This is a genomic window from Nonomuraea fuscirosea, from assembly GCF_003001935.1.
GTDB lineage: Bacteria > Actinomycetota > Actinomycetes > Streptosporangiales > Streptosporangiaceae > Nonomuraea > Nonomuraea fuscirosea.
Genome location: NZ_PVNG01000012.1, coordinates 224,822 through 249,795 on the forward strand (window position 1 = coordinate 224,822; position 24,974 = coordinate 249,795).

Genomic DNA, 24,974 nt, shown 5'->3' on the forward strand with positions numbered 1-24,974 from the left:
GCTGACGGTGGCTGGTCGGTCGACAGCGCTGGCAGTACCGGCGGTGCCGGCGGTGCCGACGGTGTCGGTGGTGCTGGTGGCGGGGACGGTGGTGCGCGGCAGGCATCGGAGACGGAGGGCAGGCGGCGGTTCGGGCGTGGGCGGAAGGCGGCGTCCGGCGGGCGGGGGGCCGAGCCCGGTGATGGGGAGGCGGAGTCCGGCTGGCTGAACGGTGAGGACAGTGACCGGGCGTCGGCGTTCGGGTGGCCGGAAGAGGACTCCGACGGTGCGGATGCGGCGTCCGGGAGGCGGAAGGCCAAGTCCGGCGGTTCGAAGGGCGTGTTCGGGCGCGGGCGGAGGGCCGAATCCGGTACGCCGGAGGTGGCGTCCGGGCGTCGGCAGGCCGAGTCCGATGGTTCACTGGCGGCGTCTGGGCGTGGGCAGGCCGGGCCCGGTGGTGCACTGGCGGCGTCCGGGCGTGGGCATGCCGAGTCCGGTGGTTCAGAGGCGATGTCCAGGCGTCGGACAGCGGAGTCCAGTGGGTCGGAGGCGACGTCCGGGCCGCGGATGGGGGAGCCGAGCGGGCCGGAGGCTGCGCACGGGAGGCGGAAAGCCGACTCGGGTGGGCCGGAGCCGGTGGCCGGGAGGCGGAAAGCTGGGGCCGGGCGGCGGAAGGCGGAGGCTGGTGGGCCTGCGACCGGGGAGTTCGACGCCGAAGGGCTGACGGTGGCCGGCCGTGGCGCGGGTGACGACGACGGATCCGGGCGACGGGAGCCCGCCTACCACAAGCGGCGCCGGACCCCACGTTCCGACTGGCAGTTCCCCGTACTCACCGACATGGGTTTCCGCCCCGAGCAGCAGCGCCTGTTCGTCATCATCGCCACGGTCGCCGGAGTGCTGGTCGCCGCCGGAGCCTTCGTCGCGGTCGTCAGCTCCCTCGGCACCTACTCGCCGGAACGGCAGATCACCGCCTCCGTGCTCGGCCCCGACGCGGCCGTCCCGCAGGTGTTCCACGGCTGGAACTCGCCCAAGCTGTTCAATCCCGTCACCGAGCGGGCCAAGGACCCGAAGGCGCTCACCGAGAAGGAGGTGTTCAGCCAGAAGGGGCTCGCCGTCTCGAAGAAGCTGAAGCTCAAGCTCGTCGCCAAGCAACTCGACGCCGACTGTTCCACGGCCCTCTGGGGCGAGCGCCTGCACGAACTGACGTCGAACGCCGGCTGCACCCAGGTCGCCCGCGGCCTGTACGCCAGCTCCGACGGCCGGTACGTCGGCCAGTACACGCTGCTCAACCTCAAGGACGGCAAGTCGGCCTCAGAACTGGTCGAGTCCTTGAAGACCCTCTACCGCGGCGGCTGGGCCCGCCCGCTGACCTCCTCCAAGGCGGCCTTCCCGCCGGGCGGCTACTCGGAGGCGGGCGGCTACGCGCTCGGCCATTACGTCGGGCTGGTGTGGCTCGGCAGGCTGGACGGCACCGAACCCACCGCCAAGGACGACTTCGTCTCCCTCACCCTGGCTCTGCGCGGGGCGGAGAAGGCCGTCTACCGTCGCGTCGTCGCGATCACGGGGCCGTCCTCCTGATGTCCCGCCGTATCGTCCTCCCCGCAGTGGCCGCCGTCCTGGCAGGCGCCGCCGTGTCGGGCTGGCTGTGGCTGCGCGGCGACGACCCGCGTCCCACCACCCTGCACGCCGAGCTCACCTCCGCCTTCTACGCGGCCATCGACACCCGCCAGCGTGACGCCACGCCGCTGACGATCGAGGAGGTGTTCCCGCCGGCCGCTCAGAGCCTGGCGGGCATGGGGCAGGTGGCCACCCGCCAGTTCACCGACTGCGACGAACTCCTCTGGGGCACGTCGGCCACCGGGTGCACGCAGGCGCTGCAGGCCACGTACGAGGGCGGCTCCATGGCGGGTCAGTTCGTCATCTTCAACCTCAGCGACGGGCGCGCGGCCGACGGTCTCGTGTCCGCCCTGCGCAAGGACGGGTTCGTACGCCAGGACGTGGCGTTCGAGCCCGCCGGCAGCCTGGCCCAGGTCCGGGCGATGGGCCACTACGTAACGGTGAGCTGGACCGGCACCACCCAGCCCACCCAACCAGGCCAGAAGCCGGCCGGCTCCGAACAATTCGGCCCGCTGAACCAGCCCACCCACCCCGAGCAACTCGACGACTCCGGCCAACCGGGCCGGCCCACAGATACAGGCCGCAGAGGACGATCCGCAGAAACGGACCAACCTGGGCGATCCGCGGAAACAGGTCAGCCTGGTCAGCCCACGGACACCGGCCGGCCCGGGCAATCCGCGGACACCGGTCAACTGGCTCGGCCAGAGGACGCCGGCCGGCCCGAGCAGCCGGCTGACACTGGCCAACTAGGGCGACTCGCGGGCACCGGCCGGCCGGGGCAGCCGGCGGACTCCGGTCAGGTGGGGCAACCTGGGGACCCCGGCGAGGTGGAGCAGCCCGCGGACGCTGGGCAGGCGGGGCAACCGACGGGGTCCACACAGCCTCAGGATCCTGGGCAGGCTTCACAACCCGCCCAACCTACGCAGGACCTGGTCGCCGCCCTGGTCGCGCTCGACGGCCTCGGCCGAGCAGTGCAGGGCCGCGTCGTCGCCGCCACCTGACGACCTCGGGCCGCTCACCATGCTGCTCAGGCTTGGCGTGCTGGGACTGGTCAGGGTGTCGTGCGGTCGACGAGTGCCGGCGTCGGCGGTGGTCAAGCTCGCTTTGGTGCGGCCGGGTGGGACGCAGGCGTGAGGACGCCCCACTGTTGGTGTCCGAATCTTGGTTGCCGAGCGTGGCGGTGGGTGGGAGGAGCGCGGGATACTGCCTCGATGACTGCTGAGTACGCCCACAGTGACCAGTTCCGTGGTGGCCGCATTCACCTGTGCGATCTTGCCGGGCTGGAGATCCGGGATTGTGAGGTCAGTGGGCTGAAGGTCGTCGACTGCTATGGGAGCGATGTCTACCTCGGTGGTGACTTCGAGCGGGTCGTCGTCAACGACGTCGATGTGACCGCCTACGTCGAGGCCGAGCTCGACCGGCGGAACCCCGCGCGGGTGCTGGCGCGTGATGCCGCGTCCCCCGACGACTACCGGGCTGCTTGGGAGGCCGTCGAGACGCTGTGGGCGGCGACGCTCGACCGCGCCAGGCTGTTGCCCGAGGCCAGGCTGCACGAGCGGGTCGACGGCGAGTGGTCGTTGGTGGAGACCCTGCGGCACCTGCTGTTCGCCGGCGATGCCTGGCTGGGCAGTGCGGTGCTGGAGGAGGAGGCGCCGTACCATCCGCTGGGCCTCTGTGGTGGCTGGATGTCGCCCGACGCGATGGCGAAGCTCGGTCTCGCCCGCGATGTTGCCCCGACGCTGGACGAGGTGCTGGCGCCGCGGCTGGCCCGGATGGCCGCGATGCGGCGTGTCGTCGACGGGCTCACCGAGGCTGAGCTCGATCGGGTATGCGGTCGCAAGCCTGCGGATCCGTATCCCGACCAGGAGTATGTCGTGCGCAGGTGTCTCAAGGTGGTGCTGAAGGAGGAGGCCGAGCACCATCGTTATGCGGTACGTGATCTCGCCGTGCTCGAGGCAGCCGGTGCCTGAGGTAGCCGGTGCCTGAGGCGGCGCTTGTCTTCGGGCGCGTGGGTGGTTAGGTGGTGGTGGTCAGGGCGGTGATCGTTCTGGTGACTGCTTCGCGGAGGGAGGACAGGCGGTGGAGAGGGGCGTCCAGGGGGGTCAGGTCGTCTGACCAGTCGGCGGCCTCGCGGATCAGGGAGCGGGCCTCGTTCTTCGTCAGGGACGTGCCCTGTGCCGCGGCCACCGCGATGAGGGCCTCGCGCCAGGTGTTGGCCAGTTTGGCGTGGCTGTTGTCCATGATGCGGCGCAGCACCGTGTCCGCCTCGCCTTCCGGCTGCGGCCGGCGTACGGCGTCCAGGATGCCTTCGCCTGCTTCGTTCACCTCGTAGACGGGTGACAGGGCCTTGGGCAGGGGTGGGAGGGCGGTGCCGACGAGGCGGACGTGGGCGGCTCGGGTGGCGAGGAGGAGCCGGGGGAGTGCGGCCTCCAGGCCGGGCGGCACCGCCACGGCGACCCGCTGCGGTGCGGCGGCGTACGGTTTGGCCAGCCAGGTCGAGAGGCGGACCCGCGGCTGTGAGAGGCCCTTGGGCCAGTCGCCCACCAGGAGGTCCGCGTCGAAGCCCGCCAGCGCGTCCTCGAAGCCCGCCGGCCCGACGACCTCGGAGGCCGGTCGTCCGGAGAGCGGTGAGCCGCTTCCCCCGGAGGAGGCTTTTGCTTCGGAGGTGGATTCGACCGACTGGGGGCCGTGGGTGTAGATGGCGGTGGTCTGACGGGTGAGGCGGGACTGGACGGCGGGGCGGGTCTTGGTGGTGGGGCGCAGGAGGTAGAGGTCGGCGGCGGAACCGATCGCCTCCGCCCCGAAATAGCGGTTGAAGTCGGGATAAATGGCCTCATACACGAGGTTGAGCTCCGACAACTCCTGCTGCACCTTGAAGGCCAGCATCGGCGTGCGCTCGCTCGCCCCGTACGCCAGCAGCACCCGCCCGTCGTCCTTCAGCCCCTCCACCGCGCGCGCCACGAACAGCCCGATCCCCTCGGGCGTGTACGGCGGGTCGGTGAGGGCGAGGTCGTGGTCCCTGGCCGAGGCGGGCAGGCCGAGGCGCAGGTCGGCCCAGCGGGTGCGGACGCCCAGCCGCTGCTCGTCGATGTAGGCCAGGACACGCTCGTCGACGTCGACAACCGTCACGTCGGTCTCGGGGTGGACGAGCTTGACGGCCAGCGAGGTCAGGTCGTGGTCGCCCACGCACAACAGGCGGGCCCCGGGCAGCCAGAAGCGGGCGCCGAGCAGCAGCGCCCGGCGCAGCACGGTCTCCGGCGTGGCCGAGACGTGGTCGAGCACGTGGCGGGCGCGCGGAGCCTTGGCCACGAGGGCGGTCAGGCGGTCGAGCACGTGGGCGTAGTGCGGCAGCAGGTGGGCGACCGGGTCTTCCGGAGGCGCGGCCACGGCGAGCAGGTCCTGGTAGGAGGGGGTGTCGACGAGCGCGACGCGGAAACGGTCGCCGTCGCGCTCCAGGACGACCTCGCGCAGCAGCGACTCGACCGTGCGCCTGGACGTGGCGCTCTGCCTGACCAGCTCGGCCAGCGTCCACCAGCGGCCCTCGCAGAGCAGGGCCAGCGCGTGCCTCAGCCGCCTGCTGTCGGCCCCTGCCCCGGCGAGCAGCCGTTCGACCCCGTCACGCTCCATGGGTGAACCCTATCGGGGGCCGGGGACACTCGATCTCCGTGACGCGAATCCGCGGCCTGCACGGGGAATTTCGGGCCCTGCACCGGAGGTTTGGGATAGAGCGTTCGGATGCCGGAGTAGTGCGAATGTTCTCAATGCGGACGCGGCGGGCACCATTCCGGCAGGGTGGGGTAACCTCTATCCACGATATGCAGCAGGGCCAACGTCGTCCCCGCCTGTAGCGCAGTTCAGACAGACGAAGACGACGGGAGGGATTCAATGCCTGCTGCCCACCTCGGGATCCCCGAGCCCCAGGGCCTGTACCACCCCGCCAATGAGCACGATGCCTGCGGTGTCGCCATGGTTGCCGACGTCGCGGGACGCCGTGGACATGGGATCGTGGTGAAGGCGCTGACGGCGCTGTGCAATCTTGACCATCGGGGGGCCAAGGGTAGCGAGCCGGACACCGGCGACGGAGCCGGGATCCTGACGCAGATCCCCGACACGTTCTACCGCGCGAGTGTGCCGTTCGCGCTGCCCGCCGCCGGGTCGTACGCGACCGGCATCGCGTTCCTGCCGTTCGACGAGCAGGCCAGAGGCGTGGCCACCCGCCTCATCGAGGAGATCGCGGCCGAAGAGGGCCTCACCGTGCTCGGCTGGCGCGAGCTGCCGGTCGACCGTGACCTGCCGGGGCCGAGCGCGCGGGCCGTCATGCCGCACTTCGCCCAGCTGTTCGTCTCCTCCACCGGCGGTCACGAGGGGCTCGAGCTCGACCGGCTCGCCTTCTGCCTGCGCAAGCGCGCCGAGCACGAGGCCGACGTCTACTTCCCCTCGCTGTCGGCCAGGACCGTGGTCTACAAGGGCATGCTCACCCCCGACCAGGTCGAGCCGTTCTTCCCCGACCTGAGCGACGAGCGCTACGAGAGCGCGATCGCGCTGGTGCACTCGCGCTTCTCCACCAACACCTTCCCCAGCTGGCCGCTGGCCCACCCCTACCGCTACATCGCCCACAACGGCGAGATCAACACGGTCAAGGGCAACCGCAACTGGATGCGCGCCCGCGAGGCGATGCTGGCCTCGGCCCGCATCCCCGGCGACATCTCGCGGCTCTTCCCCGTCTGCGACCCCGACGGCAGCGACACCGCCAGCTTCGACGAGGCGCTGGAGCTGCTGCACATCGGCGGGCGCAGCCTGCCGCACGCCGTGCTGATGATGATCCCCGAGGCGTGGGAGAACCACACCGAGATGGACCCCGCGCGGCGGGCGTTCTACGAGTTCCACTCCACCCTCATGGAGGCGTGGGACGGGCCGGCCTCGATCACGTTCACCGACGGCACCCTGGCCGGCGCCGTGCTCGACCGCAACGGCCTGCGCCCGGGGCGCTTCTGGGTGACCGCCGACGGCCTCGTCGTGCTGGCCTCCGAGGCCGGCGTGCTCGACTTCAAGCCCGAGGACGTCGTACGCAAGGGCCGCCTGCAGCCGGGCCGCATGTTCCTCATCGACACCGCCCGCGGCAAGATCATCGAGGACGACGAGATCAAGGCGGAGCTGGCGGCCGAGCTGCCGTACGCCGACTGGCTGCACGCCGGCCTCGTCCGCTTCGAGGAGCTGCCGGCCCGCCAGCGCGAGATCCCCACCCACGAGGCGCTCGTCAAGAGGCAGCAGACCTTCGGCTACACCGAGGAAGAGCTGCGCATCATCCTGTCGCCGATGGCGAAGGCGGGCCAGGAGCCGATCGGCTCCATGGGCACCGACACGCCGGTGGCCGTGCTGAGCGAGAAGCCGCGGCTCCTGTTCGACTACTTCACCCAGCTGTTCGCGCAGGTCACCAACCCGCCGCTGGACGCCATCAGGGAAGAGCTGGTCACCTCGCTGGCCAGCACCCTCGGGCCCGAGGGCAACCTGCTGGACCCGGGGCCGAGCTCCTGCCGCCAGCTCGTGCTGCCGTACCCGGTGATCGACAACGACGAACTCGCGAAGATCATCCACATCAACGACGAGCACGACCTGCCCGGCTTCCACCCGTACGTCATCAGCGGCCTGTACGAGGTCGCCGGCGGCGGCGAGGCGCTGCTGCGCCGGCTCGCGGAGATCAGGGCCGAGGCGTCCCAGGCCATCGCGGACGGGGCGCGCATCGTCGTGCTGTCCGACCGCGGCTCCTCCGACGCGCTCGCGCCGATCCCGTCGCTGCTGCTGACCGGCGCCGTGCACCACCACCTGATCCAGGAGAAGACCCGCACCAAGATCGGCCTGGTGATCGAGACCGGCGAGGCCCGCGAGTGCCACCACATGGCGCTGCTGATCGGCTACGGCGCCGCCGCGATCAACCCCTACCTCGCCATCGAGACCATCGAGGACCTGGTCGACACCGGCGCCCTGCAGATGGACAAGCGCAAGGCCGTGCGCAACCTGATCAAGGCGTACGGCAAGGGCGTCATCAAGGTCATGTCCAAGATGGGCGTGTCCACGGTGGCCTCCTACACCGGCGCGCAGATCTTCGAGGCGCTCGGCCTGAGCCAGGAGGTCATCGACGCCTGCTTCACCGGCACCACCTCCCGCCTCGGCGGCGTCGGCTTCGACGTGCTGGCCGGCGAGGTCGCCCAGCGTCACGCGCACGCCTACCCGCGGGTGGAGAACGCCCACCGCAGGCTCCAGGTGGGCGGCGAATACCAGTGGCGGCGCGAGGGCGAGCCGCACCTGTTCAACCCCGAGACCGTCTTCAAGCTGCAGCACGCCACCAGGACCCGCCGCTACGAGATCTTCAAGGAGTACACGAACCTCGTGGACTCCCAGGCGGAGCGGCTGATGACCCTGCGCGGCCTGTTCAAGCTGCGCGCGGGCGAGCCGATCCCGATCGAGGAGGTCGAGCCGGTCTCCGAGATCGTCAAGCGCTTCTCCACCGGCGCGATGTCGTACGGGTCCATCTCCATGGAGGCGCACGAGACGCTCGCCATCGCGATGAACCGGCTCGGCGGCAAGTCCAACACCGGCGAGGGCGGCGAGGACCCCGAGCGGCTGTACGACCCGGCCCGGCGCAGCGCGATCAAGCAGGTGGCCTCCGGCCGCTTCGGCGTCACCTCCGAATACCTGGTGAACGCCGCCGACCTGCAGATCAAGATGGCCCAGGGCGCCAAGCCCGGCGAGGGCGGCCAGCTGCCCGGCCACAAGGTCTACCCGTGGATCGCCAAGACCCGCCACTCCACGCCCGGCGTCGGCCTCATCTCGCCGCCGCCGCACCACGACATCTACTCGATCGAGGACCTGGCCCAGCTCATCCACGACCTGAAGAACTCCAACCCGGAGGCCAGGGTCCACGTGAAGCTGGTCGCCGAGGTCGGCGTCGGCACGGTCGCGGCGGGCGTGTCCAAGGCGCACGCCGACGTGGTGCTCATCTCCGGCCACGACGGCGGCACCGGCGCCTCCCCGCTCACCAGCCTCAAGCACGCGGGCGCCCCGTGGGAGCTCGGCCTGGCCGAGACCCAGCAGACGCTGCTGCTCAACGACCTGCGCGACCGCATCGTGGTGCAGGTGGACGGCCAGCTCAAGACCGGCCGCGACGTCGTCATCGCCGCGCTGCTCGGCGCCGAGGAGTACGGCTTCGCCACCGCTCCGCTGGTCGTGTCCGGCTGCGTGATGATGCGGGTCTGCCACCTCGACACCTGCCCGGTGGGCGTGGCCACGCAGAACCCCGAGCTGCGCAAGCGCTTCACCGGCAAGCCCGAGTTCGTGGTCAACTTCTTCGAGTTCATCGCCGAGGAGATCCGCGAATACCTCGCCGAGCTGGGCTTCCGCTCGCTCGACGAGGCGATCGGGCACGTCGAGATGCTCGACATGACGGCGGCAGAGGACCACTGGAAGGCCAGCGGCCTGGACCTGTCGCCGATCCTGCACCGGCCCGAGCTGCCCGCGGGCACCGCGCTGCGCCGGCTCGTCGAGCAGGACCACGGGCTCCAGCACGCGCTGGACAACACGCTCATCCAGCTCGCCGAGGGCGCCATCCAGGACGGCACCCCGGTCACGCTGGAGCTGCCCATCCGCAACGTCAACCGCACGGTCGGCACCATGCTCGGCCACCAGGTCACCAAGCGCTACGGCGGCAAGGGCCTGCCCGACAACACGATCGACATCTCTTTCACCGGCTCGGCGGGCAACTCGTTCGGCGCGTTCGTGCCGCGCGGGATCACGCTGCGGCTGACCGGCGACGCCAACGACTACCTCGGCAAGGGCCTGTCCGGCGGGCGGATCACCGTCCGGCCGCATGACGAGGCCCCGCTGGACGGCCACATCATCGCGGGCAACGTCGCCCTGTACGGGGCCACGTCCGGTGAGGTGTTCGTCCGCGGCGTCGTGGGCGAGCGGTTCTGCGTGCGCAACTCCGGCGCCACGGCCGTCGTCGAGGGCGTCGGCGACCACGGCTGCGAGTACATGACCGGCGGCAAGGCCGTGGTGCTCGGCCCGACCGGGCGCAACTTCGCGGCCGGCATGTCGGGCGGCATCGCGTACCTGCTGGACGTACGGCCCGAGCGGGTCAACCGCGAGATGGTCGCCATCGAGGCGCTCACCGAGGAGGACGCCGAGTTCCTCAAGGAGACGGTCGAGAAGCACTTCGCCGAGACCGGCTCGCCGGTCGCCAAGCAGCTGCTGGCCGACTGGGACGCGGCGCTGGCCCGGTTCGGCAAGATCATGCCGAGCGACTACAAGAGGGTGATGGAGGCCGCCGAGGCCGCCCGCATCGAGGGCAGGGACATCGACGAGGCCGTCATGGCGGCCGCGGTGCGGTCATGACCCGCCGTCACGAATCCCGCCGTCCTGGCGGGCTGACCCGGCACACGCATGTTCACGACAAGGGAGGCGTACCGAATGGCTGACCCGAAGGGTTTTCTCACGCACGACCGGGAGCTGCCGGCACGCCGTCCCGTGGACGTCCGCATCAGCGACTGGCGTGAGGTCTACCAGGACTTCTCCCAGGAGAAGCTGACCAAGCAGGCGGCCCGCTGCATGGACTGCGGCATCCCGTTCTGCCACAACGGCTGCCCGCTGGGCAACCTCATCCCCGAGTGGAACGACCTCGTCTACCGCACCGACTGGCGCGAGGCGATCGAGCGGCTGCACGCCACGAACAACTTCCCCGAGTTCACCGGCCGGCTCTGCCCGGCTCCGTGCGAGGCGGCGTGCGTGCTCGGCATCAACTCCGACCCGGTGGCGATCAAGCGGGTCGAGGTCGAGATCATCGACCGGGCGTTCGCCGAGGGCTGGGTCACCCCCCAGCCGCCGGCGGTGAAGACCGGCAAGCGGGTCGCGGTCGTCGGCTCGGGCCCCGCGGGCCTGGCCGCCGCCCAGCAGCTCACCAGGGCCGGGCATGACGTGGTGGTGTTCGAACGGGCCGACCGCGCCGGCGGCCTGCTGCGTTACGGCATCCCCGAGTTCAAGATGGAGAAGCGGCACATCGAGCGCCGACTCGACCAGATGCGGGCCGAGGGCACCGAGTTCCGCACCGGCGTGAACGTCGGCGTCGACGTCACCGCCGCCGAGCTGCGCGAGCAGTTCGACGCGGTGGTGCTGTCCGGCGGGGCCACCCAGTGGCGCGACCTGCCGGTGACCGGGCGCGAGCTCAAGGGCGTCTACCAGGCGATGGAATACCTGCCGCTGTCCAACAAGGTGCAGGAGGGCGACTACGCCACCCCGCCGGTCTCGGCCGAGGGCAAGCACGTGGTGGTGATCGGCGGCGGCGACACCGGCGCCGACTGCATCGGCACGGCGATCAGGCAGGGCGCCGCGTCCGTCACCCAGCTGGAGATCATGCCGCGGCCGCCGGCGGAGCGGCCCGCCGGCCAGCCGTGGCCGACCTACCCGATGCTGTTCAAGATGGAGAGCGCCCACGAGGAGCTGGCCGACGGCGGGGGAGAGCGGGTCTACGCGGTCTCCACCACCGAGTTCGTCGGCGACGCGGACGGCAACGTGCGCGCGCTGCGGCTGGTCGAGGTCGAGGGGCCGCAGGCCGGCTTCAAGCCGATCCCGGGCAGTGAGCGGGAGATCCCCGCCGAGCTCGTCACCCTGTCGATGGGCTTCCTCGGCCCGGAGAAGGGCGCGCTGCTGCAGGACCTGGCCGAGGCCGCCGGTGACGGCTTCTACGACGCCAGGGGGAACGTGGCCCGCGACAAGACGTACATGTCCAAGGTGGACGGCGTCTTCGTGGCCGGTGACATGGGGCGCGGGCAGTCGCTCATCGTCTGGGCCATCGCCGAGGGGCGGGCCGCCGCCTCCGGCGTGGACCGGTTCCTGACCGGGGACACGGCGCTGCCGTACCCGATCCTGCCGACGGCGCGTCCGCTGGTCTGACGCCGCTTCCCGGAACGGCCCGGCTTCGGCCGGGCCGTTTCCTTTTGCATCCCGTGCAAAACTTGCAGAGTGTGCAAAAGGTGCGTAGAGTGCAAGGCATGGAGACTCCACAGGAGCGGCGTGACCGGCGCCGGGCCGAGAAGCGGCAGGCCATCAGGACGGCCGCCGTCAAGATCGCGCTCGACCAGGGTCTCGAAGCCGCGACCGTGGAGGCGATCAGCGCGGCGGCCGACATCTCGCCGCGCACGTTCTTCAACTACTTCTCCGTCAAGGAAGAAGCGCTCGTCATGGAGCCCCTGTGGCGCCCTGAGGAGTTCACCGGCCTGCTCGCCGCCCGTCCTGACGACGAGCCCGCGTTCGAGTCGCTGAAGGCGGTGGCGCGGATCCTCGCGGCCCGCGTCGGCCCGATCTGGGCGGACGCGCGGCTGTTCGGAGAGCTGCGCCGGCGCCATCCCGAGCTGGCCGCCAAGGTCAGGGCGGCCGACGAGACGAAGCTCATGGAGGACGTCTTCGCCGCCGTCAGGGACCGGCCGGGCGTGTCGGGCAAACTGCACGCCAGGCTGCTCGTCATCGGGACGTTCGGCGCCACGATCTCGGCCGTCCAGGAGGCGGCCGAGTCGGGCGGATCGGTGGAAGAACTGCTCGAGGAGGCGCTGACCCTGCTGGAAAACGGGCTCTGATCTCCATGTCTCAGTGAAAAAGCGGCGACCGGGGTGGCACCCCCGATCGCCGCGGATTCCTCCTGCCCTCTGCGAAAAGAAGCAAGGAGTCGACCCCCATGGTAGCGACACTCTCCCCCGAGGCTCCGCCTCGGCGATCACTCTGGGTGAGCATCGGCTCACTCATCATGGTCATGTTCCTGGCCGCGCTCGACCAGACCGTCGTGGCGACCGCCATGCCGACCATCGCCGGCGAGCTGAACGGCCTGCAGGACCTGTCGTGGGTGGTCACGGCGTTCGCCCTGGCCTCGGGCATCGTGACCCCCCTCTACGGCAAGCTCAGCGACATGTACGGCCGCAAGACCCTCTACCTGACGGCCATAGTGGTCTTCCTGGCCGGCTCGGCCCTGTGCGGCCTGGCCCAGACGATGGGCCAGCTCATCGCCTTCCGCGCCTTCCAGGGCCTCGGCGCGGGCGGCGTGATGGTGCTCACCATGATCATCGCGGCCGACCTGGCCACCCCGCGGGAACGCGCCAAGTTCCAGGGCATCTTCGGCGCCGTCTTCGGCATCGCCTCCATCGCCGGCCCCGTCGTCGGCGGCTACCTCACCGAGCACGCCTCCTGGCGCTGGATCTTCGCCATCAACCTGCCGCTCGGCGCCATCGCCCTGGCCGTGGCCTTCACCGTGCTCAAGCTGCCCCGCCGCACCTCCCCCCACCGCGTCGACTGGCTCGGCGCCGCGCTCATCGCCGGGCTGCTGACCTGCCTGACCCTGCTCGCCTCCTGGGGCGGCTCCGCCTACGCCTGGACCTCGCCCGTCATCCTCGGGCTCGGCGCCGGGGCGGTGCTGCTGACCGTGCTGTTCGTCCTGGTGGAACGGCGGGTCGCCGAACCGGTGCTGCCGCTGCGGCTCTTCCGCGACAGGGCCTTCACCATCCCCGTGGTAGCGGTCGTGCTGCTGGCCACCGCGATGCTCGGCACGGCCACGTTCCTGCCCCTGTTCCTGCAGCTCGCCTCCGGCGCGAGCGCGTCCGACTCCGGGCTGCTGCTCCTGCCCATGATGGCCGGCATGATCGCGGCCTCGACGCTGGGCGGGCAGATCGTCACCCGGCTCGGGCACTACAAGTGGCTCATGGTCGGGGGAGCGGTGTCGGCGGCCGCGGCCGGGTTCCTGTTCGCCACCATGGGACTGGAGACGAGCACGTTCGCCTCCAGCGCGTACATGGTGCTGGCCGGGGCCGGGATCGGCGTCATCGGGCAGAACCTGCTGCTCGCCGTCCAGACGACCACGCCCGAGGCCGACAGGGGAGCGGCGACCTCGGCCGTCACGTTCGCCAGAGGCGTCGGCGGGGCGGTCGGGGTGGCCGTGCTGGGCGGCGTCTTCAGCGGACGGCTGGGCGGCGGGCAGGCCGCGCTCACGCCCGAGGCGATCCAGGCGCTGCCCGAAGGGGTGCGGCACGCGACCCAGCTGGTCTTCTCCGACGCGATCACCGGGGTGTTCGCCTGGGTCGGGCCGATCATGCTGGCGGTCGCGGTGCTGCTGGCGTGCCTGCGGAACGTACGCCTCACCCACCACACCTGACAGGCCCACGAAGCGGGCCCCGCAAGGGGTCCGCTTCGCCCGCCATCAACCGAAATTTCACCACTAAGTTGCATCAGCCGATGACTGTCGGGAAGATGCAGGTTCTGCGGCAAGTCGGCGGATGGGGGAACAATGCGGCGGGTCGCCTCTGGCATTATGGCGCTGGCCGCCGTCGTCGCGGCCGGCGCCTGCGCGTCGGCCACCCCCCGCGAACCCGCCCCCAGGAAAGCCGAATACCTCGTCTTCTACGCCGACGGCAAGCAGCATCAGGCGGAGGCGGCCATCGAACGCGCCGGCGGCTCCACGTACTCCGCCGAGACCAAGCTCGGCTACCTCCTCGCCGGCGGCTCGGGCGCCGGATTCGAAGAAGCCGTCGGAGCGGACCCGTCCATCGTCGGCGTCTCCCCCGACCGCCAGATCGGCTTCGCCACCGCCCGCCCCGCCACCTCGGGCACCGGCTCGTCGGGCCGGTTCCCCGACGAGCAGTCGTTCACCAAGACCAGAGGCGAGCCCCTGGCGGGCCGCCAGTGGGACATGCGGATGATCGGCGCCGACCGCGCGAACGCCAAGGCCCCCGGCACCAAGAAGGTCCTCGTCGGCGTCATCGACACCGGCGTGGACGGCAAACACCCCGACATCGCCGCCAACTTCAACCGCGAGCTCAGCCGCAACTTCGTCACCGACCGGCCCAAGGACGACAAGGGCGAGACCCTCGACGGCCCCTGCGAGGCCGCCGACTGCAAGGACCCCGTCGACGCCGACGACGACGGCCACGGCACCCACGTGGCCAGCACCATCGCCTCCCCGATCAACGGCATCGGCATCGCCGGCGTCGCCCCCGGCGTCCAGATCGTCAACCTCAGGGCCGGCCAGGACTCCGGCTTCTTCTTCCTCAAGCCCAGCCTCGACGCCCTCACCTACGCCGGCGACATCGGCGTGGACGTCGTCAACATGAGCTACTACGTCGACCCCTGGCTGTTCAACTGCGCCGCCAACAAGGCCGACAGCAAGAAAGAGCAGCTCGAACAGCGCGCGATCATCACCGGCATGCAGCGCGCCCTCGACTACGCCAGGCAGAAGGGCGTCACGCTCATCTCCGCCCTCGGCAACGGCTCCACCGACCTCGGCCACCCAACCGTCGACAAGCAGAGCCCCGGCTACCCCAAGGGCGACGAGAAGACCCGCCAGGTCGACAACTCCTGCATCAACGTGCCCGCCGAGTCCAAGGGCGTCATCTCCGTCTCCTCCGTCGGGCCCTCCGGCCGCAAGGCCGTCTACAGCGACTACGGCGAGGAGCAGACCGACGTGGCCGCCCCCGGCGGCGACGCGCTCGACGGCGAAGGCATCAAGGTCACCAGAACCATCCTCGCCGCCGCGCCCGAACGCGTGCTGCGCGCCGCCGGCCGCATCGACGCCAAGGGCGAACCCAAGGGCGCCGACGTCGTCAAGGACTGCGAGAACGGCGTCTGCTCCTACTACCAGTACCTCGAAGGCACCTCCATGGCCTCACCGCACGCCGCCGGCGTCGCCGCGATCCTCATCAGCCGCTTCGGCAAGCCCGGCAGAGGCGGACTCGAACTCGCCCCCGCCACCACCGAGGAACTCCTCTTCAAGACCGCCACGCCCAAGGCCTGCCCCACCCCCCGCCAGTACGTCTACAAGTCCTTCGGCCAGAGCGAGACCCACGCCTGCGACGGCGGCGAGTCCGACAACGGCTTCTACGGCCACGGCATCGTGAACGCCTGGAAGGCCGCCACAGTAGAGCGATGACGTGCCGCGCGGCCTCCGGCGTCCGACGCCGCCCCACGCACGTGGAAGACTGGGCCCGGCGCAGCGCAGGTCACCCGGGCCTGCCCGCCGGCGGCTTCATCGACCACCGCATCGACGGCGTCGTCCACCCGGAGGAGTACCCGAACTTGGCACGTCTGGGGGTCTCGGTTCTCGTTCTGTTCGCCTCCGTCGGGTACGTTCTCCGTCGTCAATGACTGCCAAGTGGTCTGTACCAATTAAGGTAGGACTCGTGACTCGTCGCGCGAAAATCGTCTGCACCCTAGGCCCCGCCACCTCCAGCAAAGAACGCCTCCGCGAGCTGATCGCCGCAGGCATGGACGTGGCACGGTTCAACCTCAGCCATGGCAATCATGACATGCACAGAGAGGTCTACGACCGGGTCAGGGAGGTGGCGGCCGACCTCGGCCGCGGTGTAGGCGTGCTCGCCGACCTGCAGGGCCCCAAGATCCGTGTCGGCACGTTCGAGGAAGGCCCCGTCAGGCTGGGCTTCGGCGACGTCTTCACCATCACCACCGAAGACGTCCCCGGCGATCGCGAGCAGGTCTCCACCACCTACAAGGGGCTGCCCAACGACGTCCGCCCCGGTGACACGATCCTGGTCGACGACGGCCGCCTCGTCCTGGAGGCCACCCGCGTCGACCCCGAACGCATCGTCACCCGCGTCGTCATCGGCGGCATGATCTCCGACAACAAGGGCCTCAACCTGCCGGGCGTCAACGTCAGCGCCCCCGCACTCACCGACAAGGACGAGGCCGACCTGCGCTGGGCCCTGCGCACCGGCTGCGACATGATCGCCCTGTCCTTCGTCCGCCGCCCCTCCGACGCCGACGTGGTGCGCAACATCATGGAGCAGGAGGCCGTCCGCCTCCCGCTGATCGCCAAGATCGAGAAGCCGCAGGCCGTCGACCGCCTCCCCGAGATCGTCGACGCCTTCGACGGCATCATGGTCGCCCGCGGCGACCTCGGCGTCGAGCTGCCGCTCGAAGAGGTCCCGATCGTGCAGCGGCGCATCATCGAGCTGTGCCGCGAGAAGGCCCACCCGGTCATCGTGGCCACCCAGATGCTCGACTCCATGATGAACGCCCCGCGTCCCACCCGCGCCGAAGCCTCCGACGTCGCCTACGCCGTCATGGACGGCGCCGACGCGGTCATGCTGTCGGGCGAGACCTCCGTCGGCAACTACCCGATCGAATCCGTCAACACGATGGACCGCATCGCCTGTGCCGCGGAGAAGTCCTTCCTGCACGCCACCCACACCCTCGAACGCATGCCTGAGACCACCGGCGGCGCCATCGCCAGGGCCGCGGCCGAGGTCGGCGCCATCGTCGGGGCCAAGGCGCTGATCGCGTTCACGATGTCGGGAGAGACGGCGCGCCGGCTGGCCCGCTACCGCTCACCGATCCCGCTGCTCGCCTTCACCTCCGCGCCGCACGTGCGCGGTCAGCTGTCGCTGACGTGGGGGGTGGAGACGTTCCACGTGCCGTTCGTGCACCACACCGACGACATGGTGCGGCAGGTGGAGGCCTCGCTGCTGTCGCTCGGACGGCTGGAGAAGGGCGACAAGGTGGTCATCGTGGCCGGCTCGCCTCCCGGCACCCCGGGCAGCACCAACGCTCTGCGCGTCCACACGATCGGCTCCGCCGTCTCGCACGCGCATTAGAGCTCGAATATTTTACGCTGCGACGTGGTCGGCCACCCGTCGTAGATCCCTGAGGGCCCTCCAGGGAAACGGCCGCTGACCCTGCACCGGCCGGGCGCCGTCACGGCGCGCCCTGTGGGCCCTCTCCGTGGTTACAGCGGCCGGTCGCCGCGGTCGATCAGGCGGTCACGCCGATGGCGAGTGGCCGGCTGGCCGTCACGCCGATGGCGAGCCCCCGGCTGGCCGTCACCCCCACGGCGAGTCGCCGGCCGTCACCCCATGGGGAGTGACGGCCGACCACAGGCCCCGTGAAGCTGAGCCGGGGTCAGTTGGCGTGCAGGGCGGCGTTCAGTTCGATGCCGCCGCCCTTGCGCGGCACCGCCTCCACCGCGCCCGACTGCGAGTTGCGCCGCAGCAGGACGCCGTTCGTGCCGGACAGCTCGGCCGCCTTCACCACCGTGCCGTCAGGCAGGGCCACCTTCGTGCCCGCCGTCACGTACAGGCCCGCCTCCACCACGCAGTCGTCGCCCAGCGAGATGCCCAGCCCCGAGTTCGCGCCCAGCAGGCAGCGCTCGCCGACCGAGATCACCTGCTTGCCGCCGCCCGACAGCGTGCCCATGATCGACGCGCCGCCGCCGACGTCGGAGTGGTCGCCGATGACCACCCCGGCCGAGACCCGGCCCTCGATCATCGCCGCGCCCAGCGTGCCCGCGTTGAAGTTCACGAACCCCTCGTGCATCACCGTGGTGCCGTCGGCCAGATGCGCGCCCAGCCGCACCCGGTCGGCGTCGGCGATCCGTACACCCGCCGGCATCACGTAGTCGACCATGCGCGGGAACTTGTCCACCCCGTACACCGACACCGGCCCCTTCGTCCGCAGCCGCACCCGCGTGCGCTCGAAGTCCGCCACCGGGCACGGGCCGAAGTTCGTCCACACCACGTTGGCCAGCAGGCCGAACAAGCCGTCGAGGTTGACGCCGTGCGGCCGGACCAGCCGGGAGGACAGCAGGTGCAGGCGCAGCCAGACGTCATGCGTGTCCACCGGCGGCTCGGCGAGGTCGGCGATGCCGGTGCGCACCGCCACCACCTCCACGCCGCGCACCGGGTCCGGGCCGGCCAGCTCGGCCAGCTCCCCGTCCAGTTGCCCCGCCTCCTCAGCGGAGAGCCGTTCGGTGCCCTTCACGGGCGGCGCGCCCAGCTGGGGAGCGGGGAACCAGGTGTCGAGTACGGTGCCGTCGGCGGCGATGGTCGCGAGGCCGACGCCGAAGGCGCCGGTCGAGTCGGGAGCGATAGCAGTCACGGGCCCAAAACTACCGTTTCGCAGGTCAGCCCACGGCACCCGGCAGGTCAGCTCCGGGCACCCGGCAGGTCAGCGGCACATCGCAGATCAGCCCAGGGCGCCGAGGTCCGCGGAGAGCCAGCGTTCTGGACGCATTCTGAACGTCACCAGCACGTTCAGATCCGAGCCCTGCACATATCCCGACACGGCGTCGGGCGGCAGATAACGAGCCGAGATGCGGGTCAGCTCCTCCAGCGTCGTCGGCCCCGACCACACGACCGGCCCCTCCACCGAGACGTACCGGTAGGTCGGGCTGGCCCGCTGCACCAGCATCGAGAACCGGCCCGCCTTCGCGATCAGCCTGGCCTTGTGCGAGTCGCCGTCGGTCAGGAACCGGATCTCGCCGCCGGGGCTGTAGTCGTACCAGACCGGCACGGTCAGCGGCGCCCGCCCCTCGCCGGACTCCACGGCCAGACCCGCGATGTGCGTCTCCGCCAGAAACGCCTCCCGCGCCGCCACGCTCAACGGCATCCCGCCCACCCCCGTATTCATCGATCTTGAAACGGCTATTCCCCCTGGGAGCGATCCCGAAAAGTCCCCACCCACGTCAGCCCGGCCGCTCCTGCTCGCAACGACCTGATGGACTCGGGGCCACGCGCCTCCGCAGCCACTGTTTGCAGTGTTATAGTCAAAAGCAAACAGTTGGAGGTCGCCATGAACCGTTCCTCCGATCTCGCGGCGCGAGGACGCCTGCGCCGCCTGACCCTGACCGCGGTTCCCCTGCTGCTGGTGGTGGCCGCACCCATGATCATGCTCAGCTGGTACGGCGAGCGACTGCCCGACCGGGCCTACGTCGACAGCTGGGCGGCCCTGCCCCAATACGCGCCCTCCTGGGAAGGCTGGCTCTCCCAGCAGTGGTTCACGCTGGTGCTGTTCGAGGCGTCGCTCCTCTTCCCGTTCGTGTGCTACTGGCGCCTGCCCCAGCTGCAGCGCGGCCTGGTGGCCCTGGCGTTCTTCGTCGGCGGCTCCCGCACGGCGGTCGTCGTGCTCTCCGTGACCGCGCTCGCCGGGCAGCCGGGCCCGGTCCCCGCGCCACCGTGGCACCGGGCCGTGGAGATCGCCGTGACCATCGCGGCAGCCGCACTGGGCTACCTGGCCGCGGGCCGGATCCCGGCGCCGCCCGAAGCCACCGCCGCACCACCCGCGCACGCGCCCACCATGACACTCGCACCGACGCAACGCGTCCTCTTCGTGACGTCGTCCTGGTCGGCCCCCAGGCTGGCCGTCGCCGCCGTCCTGGGCATGCTGACCGGGCTCAGCGTCCCCTACGGCTCCGGAACCTGGCAGGGCACGGTACTGCTGGGCGCATGGACGATCTTCGAGGTGGCGCAGGCGCGCACCCGCCTGCAGATCGACCACTCGGGCATCACCGTACGGGCCGCCTGGCTGCCCGCCCTGCACCGGACCCTGCCCTACCCCCTGATACGGTTCGCGCAGGCCAGCGCCGGACGTCCCCCAGGACGCTACCGGCTGCACGACGGCGACGAAGGCTGGGGAATCATCAGCGGGAAAGGACCGGCCCTGGTGGCGAGGCTGAGCGACGACCGCCAGTTCGTCTACTCCACCCGCGCCGCCGAGACCGCCGCGGCACTCGTCAACGGATGGCTCAGCAGGCAGCGCCAGGGAGAGACGGCCTGATGCTCATCAGCATCGACCCGGCCTCGCCCCAACCCCTCGCCGACCAGGTGGCCGCCTCCGTACGCGCCGCGCTGGCCGGCGGCACGGCGGCACCCGGCGACCGGCTCCCCTCGGCCCGCAACGTGGCCGCCACGCTCGGCATCAACCTGCACACCGTCCTGCGCGGCTACCAGCAACTACGCGACGAAGGCCTGGTGGAGCTGCGCCGCGGCCGGGCGGCCGTCATCACCGACAACGCCGACCGGCTCCGGCTCCGGCTCGCCGAAGCAGCCGAGGAGTTCGCCCGCGCCGCCCTCCACACCGGCGCCTCCGAAGAGGAAGCCGTGGCGGCGGCTCGCGCGGCCTGGAAAACCCTGAGCCGCTGACCGGCGCCGGGCCTCAGACGGTCAGTATTTGGGGCCGACATGCCGATCGAGCAACTCCACGGCCTCCCGCCTGGCCACGGACAGCTCGTTGCGCTTGTTGAAGCGCCAGGCGACCCCGAGCAGGTCGAGCGCCTCGCCGCAGAGGGCGAGAATGTCGGAGGACTCGTTCTTGAACAGGTAGCGGGGGTATTCGTACCAGTGGACACCGCTGGGCAGGTCGCGGCGGACGCGGTTGACGCCTCGGTAGCCGTCGGAGTGCATGAGCCCTCTGACCAGCCGTCCAGGGTGTGCTGAGACGATCTCTCGCTGCCAAGGGGCGAGCACGATCGCACGCTCGTGCTTCTTGCCGGGGCCGTGCTGGGGGAACAGATGAGGCCAGTGCTTCGAGTAGGAGTTGACGTCTTTGCAGCCCTGCTTCTGCAGCACGCGGACCCTGTTGGTCGGCCGGACGGCGCGCAGCGCGTCGACACATTCCTGGACCAGGCCCGGCCACGTGTCGGCACAGGCGATCCGCAGCGCCCAGACCTGCTTGGCGCGGTCGCCCACCCAGGAGATGCAGCCGTCACCCAGATAGAGGCCCAGGAGGTAGGCGTAGGCCTCAGGAGGCGAGGGCAGCCGAGGAGAGGCGGCACAGCGAGGGCAGGTGCCGGTCATGGGCGAGTCGTCCCCCGGCCGGTCGCGCCACCTGCGAACCGTGGCAGGGCTGACCCCGATCCGGCGGCTCGTCTCATGGACACTCAGCCCGGAGCTCAGCAGTCGGCGCGCCCGATCGCGCAGAGCGAGGTCATGCATGCGGAGAGTGTCGCAGTCGGGTCCGACAAAAGCCGCCCGGCCAGGAAGCCGGGCGGCTGATGGTGCCCCGGGTGGGATTCGAACCCACACTGTACGGGTTTTGAATCCGTTCCCTGCTGCCAGTTGGGGTACCGGGGCTGATATCCGGAGAAATCCAGATTCATCCGTGATGCACGGACCTGAAGCTTAGCTCAACCTGGGCCACATCGATCCGGCGTGGATCTAATCTACCGGACGTCTGTACTCTTCTGCTCGTGAGTACGCAGCGGCGAGTAGTGATCGCGGAAGACGAGGCGCTGATCCGCCTCGACCTCAAGGAGATGCTCCAGGAGGACGGCTACGTCGTCGTGGGCGAGGCCGGTGATGGTGAGCAGGCGATCCGGCTGGCCGCCGATCTGAGACCCGATCTGGTGATTCTGGACGTGAAGATGCCGGTGCTCGACGGCATCTCGGCGGCCGAGCGGATCGTGGCGGACCGGATCGCCCCCTGTCTGATCCTGACCGCGTTCTCCCAGCGTGATCTGGTGGAGCGGGCCCGTGACGCGGGGGCGATGGCTTATCTGGTGAAGCCGTTCACGAAGGCGGATCTGGTGCCGGCGATCGAGATGGCGGTCAGCAGGCATGAGGAGATGGTCGCGCTGGCGGCCGAGGTGTCGAGTCTGTCGGAGCGGCTGGAGACCAGGAAGCTGGTCGAGCGGGCCAAGGGGCAGTTGATGACGCAGCACGGCTGGAGTGAGCCGCAGGCGTTCAGGTGGATTCAGAAGGCGTCGATGGATCGGCGGTTGAGCATGCGTGAGGTTGCTCAGATCGTTATAGACGACGCTGCTGAGCGGTCCTGAGGGAGTCCGCCGTCGGGGCGGGGGCGTGGATGGTCAGCGCAGTACGGCTGTGAGCAGGTCGGCGCCGAGGGCCGTGAGGTCGGGGAGGTTGACGCTGTAGCGGACGTGGCGGCCGTGCCGCTGGGTGGTGAGCAGGCCCGCGCGGCGCAGGACGGCGAGGTGGCGGGAGACCTCCGGGGGCGTGAGTTCCCAGGCGTGGGCCAGTTCGCCGGTGGTGTGCGGGCCGCGGGCCAGGGTGCGGAGGAGTCGTAGCCGTACGGGGTGGGCGAGTGCCTCCAGGCGGAGGGTGACGGTTTCCAGCGTCACCGGTTTGGGCGGGTCCGCGTCGGCCACGGGGTACTGCACGACGGGCGGCCGGCCGGGTGCGTGGATCGCCACGAGGTGCGGGCGGCCGAAGACGCTGGGCAGGAAGGTGATGCCGGTGTGCCGGGCGGTGGTGGCGTTGTCCTGGAGTTTGTCGACGATGAGGTGGTCGCCGTCCGGGGTCAGGGTGAGGGCGTCGGAGATCGACGCGAGTGCCGCTCCGATGCCGTGGCGTTGCCGCAGGTCGTGTCTCATGCGCAGGTCGGCGGCGAGTTGCGGGGCGACGCGGGTCCAGGTGGCGTCGAAGAAGGCTTCGGCGCACTGTTCGAGGGTGTGACGGACTCGGGCCCGTACGGCGGCGGGGTCGGCGAGCAGGCGTTCGGCGAAGGTCTCCTGGAGGGTGCCGCGGGCCTGGGCCAGGTTCATGGCCCGGTCGCGGGCGGTGGTGTCGGTGAGCGGTGACGGTGCGGTGAAGTGCACGCGGTTGCTGCCGCAGGTGGTGATGAGCGCGGCGGTCACGTAGGTCTCGTCGTCGATCCGGTCCACGTCGTCGAGTTCTTCGGCGAGGGTGGGCCGGGGGCGGGCGGGGACGAGGAAGTCGGCTCGTGAGGAGCGCCAGAGGAACTCCGCCTCGCGCAGCCGCTCGGCGAGTTCGGGCCGCATCCGGGCCCAGACGTCCGCGGCCCAGCCGGCGAGTTTCGGGTGGTGCCCGGGTTCGGCCAGGACGTGCAGCATGGCGGTCAGCTCGGCCAGGGGGGAGGCGGCGAACCGCAGTCGTTCGGGCGGCAGGCCGCTGATGTCGATCCGCAGCGTCATCCTCTCATCATCGCTGGTGGGACGGCCGGGGTCGGCGTCGGTTGACGGTATCCGTCAATCGTCGCGGCCGGTCCGGGCGGCTGGACGCACGGTTGACGCCATGGCGACCATCGACACTCGGGCCCTCGTCCGTGCCTCGGGAGGCCCTCGCTATGCCGTCGCCCTTGCCGTGGACGCGCTCGGCACGGGCCTGCTGCGGCCTTTTCTGCTGCTGTACGGGGTGACGGTGCTGGGGTTGTCCGCGCCGGTCGCCGGCGTCGCCATGACGGCGGGTGTCGTCGTGGGTCTGGTGTGTGTGCCGGGGGTCGGCCGGTGGCTGGACCGGGGTGCGCGCAGCGCGGTCGTGGCGGCGTCGATGCTGGTACGGGTGGTGGGTGTGGTGCTGCTGGTGGCCACTCCGGCGGGGAACGTGTGGTTGTTCGCGGCGGCGGCGCTCTTCCTCGGGGTCGGCAACCAGGCGTGGCCGACCGCCCATGCGGCTCTGGTGGCCACGGTCGCGCATGGCCGGGACCGGGATGCCGCCCTCGCGGCGGGTCGCGCGTTGCGTAATGCCGGGCTGGGCGCGGGTGCGCTGCTCGCCACCGTGTGCCTGGCGGGCGGGGCCGCCGGATCGCGGGTGTCGGCGGTCGTCACCGGGTTCGCCTATCTCGCCGCGGCGGGCTTGGCGTGGTCGGTCCGCGTGCGCGCTCATCCGGCGGTCGCCATGGAGGGGGACGGCGAGCCCGCGCCGCGGATGGGCGTGCTGCTGGCCGCCAACGTGATCTACGTCTTCTGCCTCAACGTGCCGGAGATCGCGCTTCCGCTGGTCCTGGTGACGCAGTTGCACGCTTCGCCGGTCTGGCCGGCGGCCGTCTTCGTGGCCAACACGGTCCTGGTGATCACGCTGCAGGTTCCGGTCACGGTCCTGCTGTCCCGTTTCCGCCGGCGGATCGTGCTGGCGCTCGCCGGTGTGGTGCTGGCCGTGTCCTATCTCGGTTTTCTCGTGGCCATGTCCCTGGGGCAAGGGTGGGGCGCTCCGGCCGTCGCGGTGGTGTCCGTGGTCTGCACCGTGGGCGAGATCGTCTATGCCGGCAGCGCCACCGCGCTGGTCGCGGCGCGTGCCCCGGCGCGGGTTCTGGGACGCGCTCTGGCCCGCTTCCAGCTCTCCACGGGTTTCGGCCTGGCCGTTTCCCCGGCGGTCATCACGGCGCTCGCGTCGCACGGTCCGGCCGTGCTCTGGGGCGGCCTCGCCGGTGCGACGCTGCTGTCCGCCTCGGCCGTCGCCGTCGGGACGGACCGGGAGTCCCGGGAGCGGCGCGATCATGACCGGCATTGACCAGGCCGGTCAGGGCAGGATCACCGCCGTCCTGGGCAGGATCCACGCCGTCCGGAGGAGGATCGACGCCGTTCGGGGCTTATGGCCCGATTTTCCGAGCCGGCGCCTCAGGGTGGCATCGCACGGTTGAGGCCGCGTCTCCCGGCAATATTATCTAGATCCGGAAATTTCGGATCAGGTCATCTCAAATCGTGGAGTGTCCGTAACTCTCATGAAACATACCATTACTATGGGTGTTTAGGACATTACGAATCGGCATAAAAGCCCCAGAAGAACTCCCCACAACCGCCCAAAAGAGGCATGCTGAGCTCGGAAAACCCGGCGAAGGTGATCGTCACTTCGCTGAGATAGGGG

General features: G+C 70.6%; 18 protein-coding genes and 1 tRNA gene. 13 read left to right on the plus strand and 6 right to left on the minus strand.

Going from position 1 to position 24,974, the window contains the following annotated elements:
• The first annotated feature begins 705 nt into the window (after positions 1–705).
• From B0I32_RS27600 to B0I32_RS27610, 3 genes are all read left to right on the plus strand, one after another.
• Positions 706–1,557 carry a hypothetical protein gene (locus B0I32_RS27600; RefSeq protein WP_106244691.1) on the plus strand — a complete coding sequence of 284 codons (852 nt, stop codon included), beginning with the start codon at positions 706–708 and terminating at the stop codon, positions 1,555–1,557.
• Positions 1,557–2,597 (plus strand): hypothetical protein, encoded by a 1,041-nt coding sequence (locus B0I32_RS27605; RefSeq protein WP_106244693.1) that lies wholly within the window; start codon positions 1,557–1,559, stop codon positions 2,595–2,597. The genes B0I32_RS27600 and B0I32_RS27605 overlap by 1 nt, the downstream gene beginning before the upstream one ends.
• Positions 2,598–2,807: 210 nt before the next feature.
• On the plus strand, positions 2,808–3,566 hold the full coding sequence (locus B0I32_RS27610; RefSeq protein WP_106244694.1) for a DinB family protein: 759 nt from the start codon (positions 2,808–2,810) through the stop codon (positions 3,564–3,566).
• A gap of 46 nt (positions 3,567–3,612) precedes the next feature.
• On the opposite strand, the gene B0I32_RS27615 is transcribed toward B0I32_RS27610, so the two are convergent.
• Positions 3,613–5,223 carry a bis-aminopropyl spermidine synthase family protein gene (locus B0I32_RS27615; protein ID WP_106244696.1) on the minus strand — a complete coding sequence of 537 codons (1,611 nt, stop codon included), beginning with the start codon at positions 5,221–5,223 and terminating at the stop codon, positions 3,613–3,615.
• A gap of 258 nt (positions 5,224–5,481) precedes the next feature.
• On the opposite strand from B0I32_RS27615, the gene gltB reads away from it, so the two are divergent.
• The 6 genes from gltB (at position 5,482) to pyk (ending at position 17,234) form a co-directional block, all read left to right on the plus strand.
• Positions 5,482–9,987 carry a glutamate synthase large subunit gene (gene gltB / locus B0I32_RS27620; protein WP_181307844.1) on the plus strand — a complete coding sequence of 1,502 codons (4,506 nt, stop codon included), beginning with the start codon at positions 5,482–5,484 and terminating at the stop codon, positions 9,985–9,987.
• A 75-nt stretch (positions 9,988–10,062) separates the two neighbouring features.
• A complete protein-coding gene (locus B0I32_RS27625; protein ID WP_106244698.1) occupies positions 10,063–11,541 on the plus strand; it encodes a glutamate synthase subunit beta in 1,479 nt (492 codons plus the stop codon).
• Positions 11,542–11,639: 98 nt separating this feature from the next.
• Positions 11,640–12,221, plus strand: a complete 582-nt coding sequence (locus B0I32_RS27630) for a TetR/AcrR family transcriptional regulator (RefSeq protein WP_106244699.1) — start codon at positions 11,640–11,642, stop codon at positions 12,219–12,221.
• A gap of 98 nt (positions 12,222–12,319) precedes the next feature.
• Positions 12,320–13,783, plus strand: coding sequence for an MDR family MFS transporter (locus B0I32_RS27635; RefSeq protein ID WP_106244701.1), 1,464 nt, complete (start codon positions 12,320–12,322; stop codon positions 13,781–13,783).
• Between the two features lie 132 nt (positions 13,784–13,915).
• Positions 13,916–15,553 carry a S8 family peptidase gene (locus B0I32_RS27640; protein ID WP_245956064.1) on the plus strand — a complete coding sequence of 546 codons (1,638 nt, stop codon included), beginning with the start codon at positions 13,916–13,918 and terminating at the stop codon, positions 15,551–15,553.
• A 250-nt stretch (positions 15,554–15,803) separates the two neighbouring features.
• Positions 15,804–17,234 carry a pyruvate kinase gene (gene pyk, locus B0I32_RS27650; protein WP_106244706.1) on the plus strand — a complete coding sequence of 477 codons (1,431 nt, stop codon included), beginning with the start codon at positions 15,804–15,806 and terminating at the stop codon, positions 17,232–17,234.
• 304 nt (positions 17,235–17,538) lie between these two features.
• Here pyk and dapD read toward each other — a convergent pair whose 3' ends face one another.
• Together dapD and B0I32_RS27660 are read right to left on the minus strand one after the other, a co-directional pair.
• A complete protein-coding gene (gene dapD / locus B0I32_RS27655; protein ID WP_106244707.1) occupies positions 17,539–18,513 on the minus strand; it encodes a 2,3,4,5-tetrahydropyridine-2,6-dicarboxylate N-succinyltransferase in 975 nt (324 codons plus the stop codon).
• A gap of 87 nt (positions 18,514–18,600) precedes the next feature.
• Positions 18,601–19,023: a pyridoxamine 5'-phosphate oxidase family protein gene (locus B0I32_RS27660; protein WP_106244923.1), complete on the minus strand. Its 423-nt coding sequence runs from the start codon at positions 19,021–19,023 to the stop codon at positions 18,601–18,603.
• Positions 19,024–19,206: 183 nt separating this feature from the next.
• Here B0I32_RS27660 and B0I32_RS27665 point away from each other — a divergent pair, with 183 nt between their 5' ends.
• Positions 19,207–20,190, plus strand: coding sequence for a hypothetical protein (locus B0I32_RS27665; protein WP_106244709.1), 984 nt, complete (start codon positions 19,207–19,209; stop codon positions 20,188–20,190).
• The gene (locus B0I32_RS27670; RefSeq protein WP_106244710.1) at positions 20,190–20,555 is read left to right on the plus strand and encodes a GntR family transcriptional regulator; all 366 of its coding nucleotides are present in this window, start codon (positions 20,190–20,192) and stop codon (positions 20,553–20,555) included. Before B0I32_RS27665 ends, B0I32_RS27670 begins: the two co-directional genes overlap by 1 nt.
• A 21-nt stretch (positions 20,556–20,576) precedes the next feature.
• Here the strand turns inward: B0I32_RS27670 and B0I32_RS27675 are convergent, their stop codons facing one another.
• Together B0I32_RS27675 and B0I32_RS27680 are read right to left on the minus strand one after the other, a co-directional pair.
• Positions 20,577–21,347, minus strand: a complete 771-nt coding sequence (locus tag B0I32_RS27675) for a helix-turn-helix domain-containing protein (RefSeq protein ID WP_106244712.1) — start codon at positions 21,345–21,347, stop codon at positions 20,577–20,579.
• 60 nt (positions 21,348–21,407) lie between these two features.
• Positions 21,408–21,485, minus strand: a tRNA-Leu gene (locus B0I32_RS27680).
• Positions 21,486–21,601: 116 nt separating this feature from the next.
• On the opposite strand from B0I32_RS27680, the gene B0I32_RS27685 reads away from it, so the two are divergent.
• A complete protein-coding gene (locus B0I32_RS27685) occupies positions 21,602–22,186 on the plus strand; it encodes an ANTAR domain-containing response regulator (RefSeq protein ID WP_245956065.1) in 585 nt (194 codons plus the stop codon).
• Between the two features lie 33 nt (positions 22,187–22,219).
• Here B0I32_RS27685 and B0I32_RS27690 read toward each other — a convergent pair whose 3' ends face one another.
• Positions 22,220–23,305 (minus strand): helix-turn-helix domain-containing protein, encoded by a 1,086-nt coding sequence (locus B0I32_RS27690; protein ID WP_106244715.1) that lies wholly within the window; start codon positions 23,303–23,305, stop codon positions 22,220–22,222.
• 100 nt (positions 23,306–23,405) lie between these two features.
• Between B0I32_RS27690 and B0I32_RS27695 the strand changes: the two genes are divergently transcribed.
• Positions 23,406–24,620: an MFS transporter gene (locus B0I32_RS27695; RefSeq protein ID WP_106244717.1), complete on the plus strand. Its 1,215-nt coding sequence runs from the start codon at positions 23,406–23,408 to the stop codon at positions 24,618–24,620.
• The last annotated feature ends 354 nt before the right edge of the window (positions 24,621–24,974 follow it).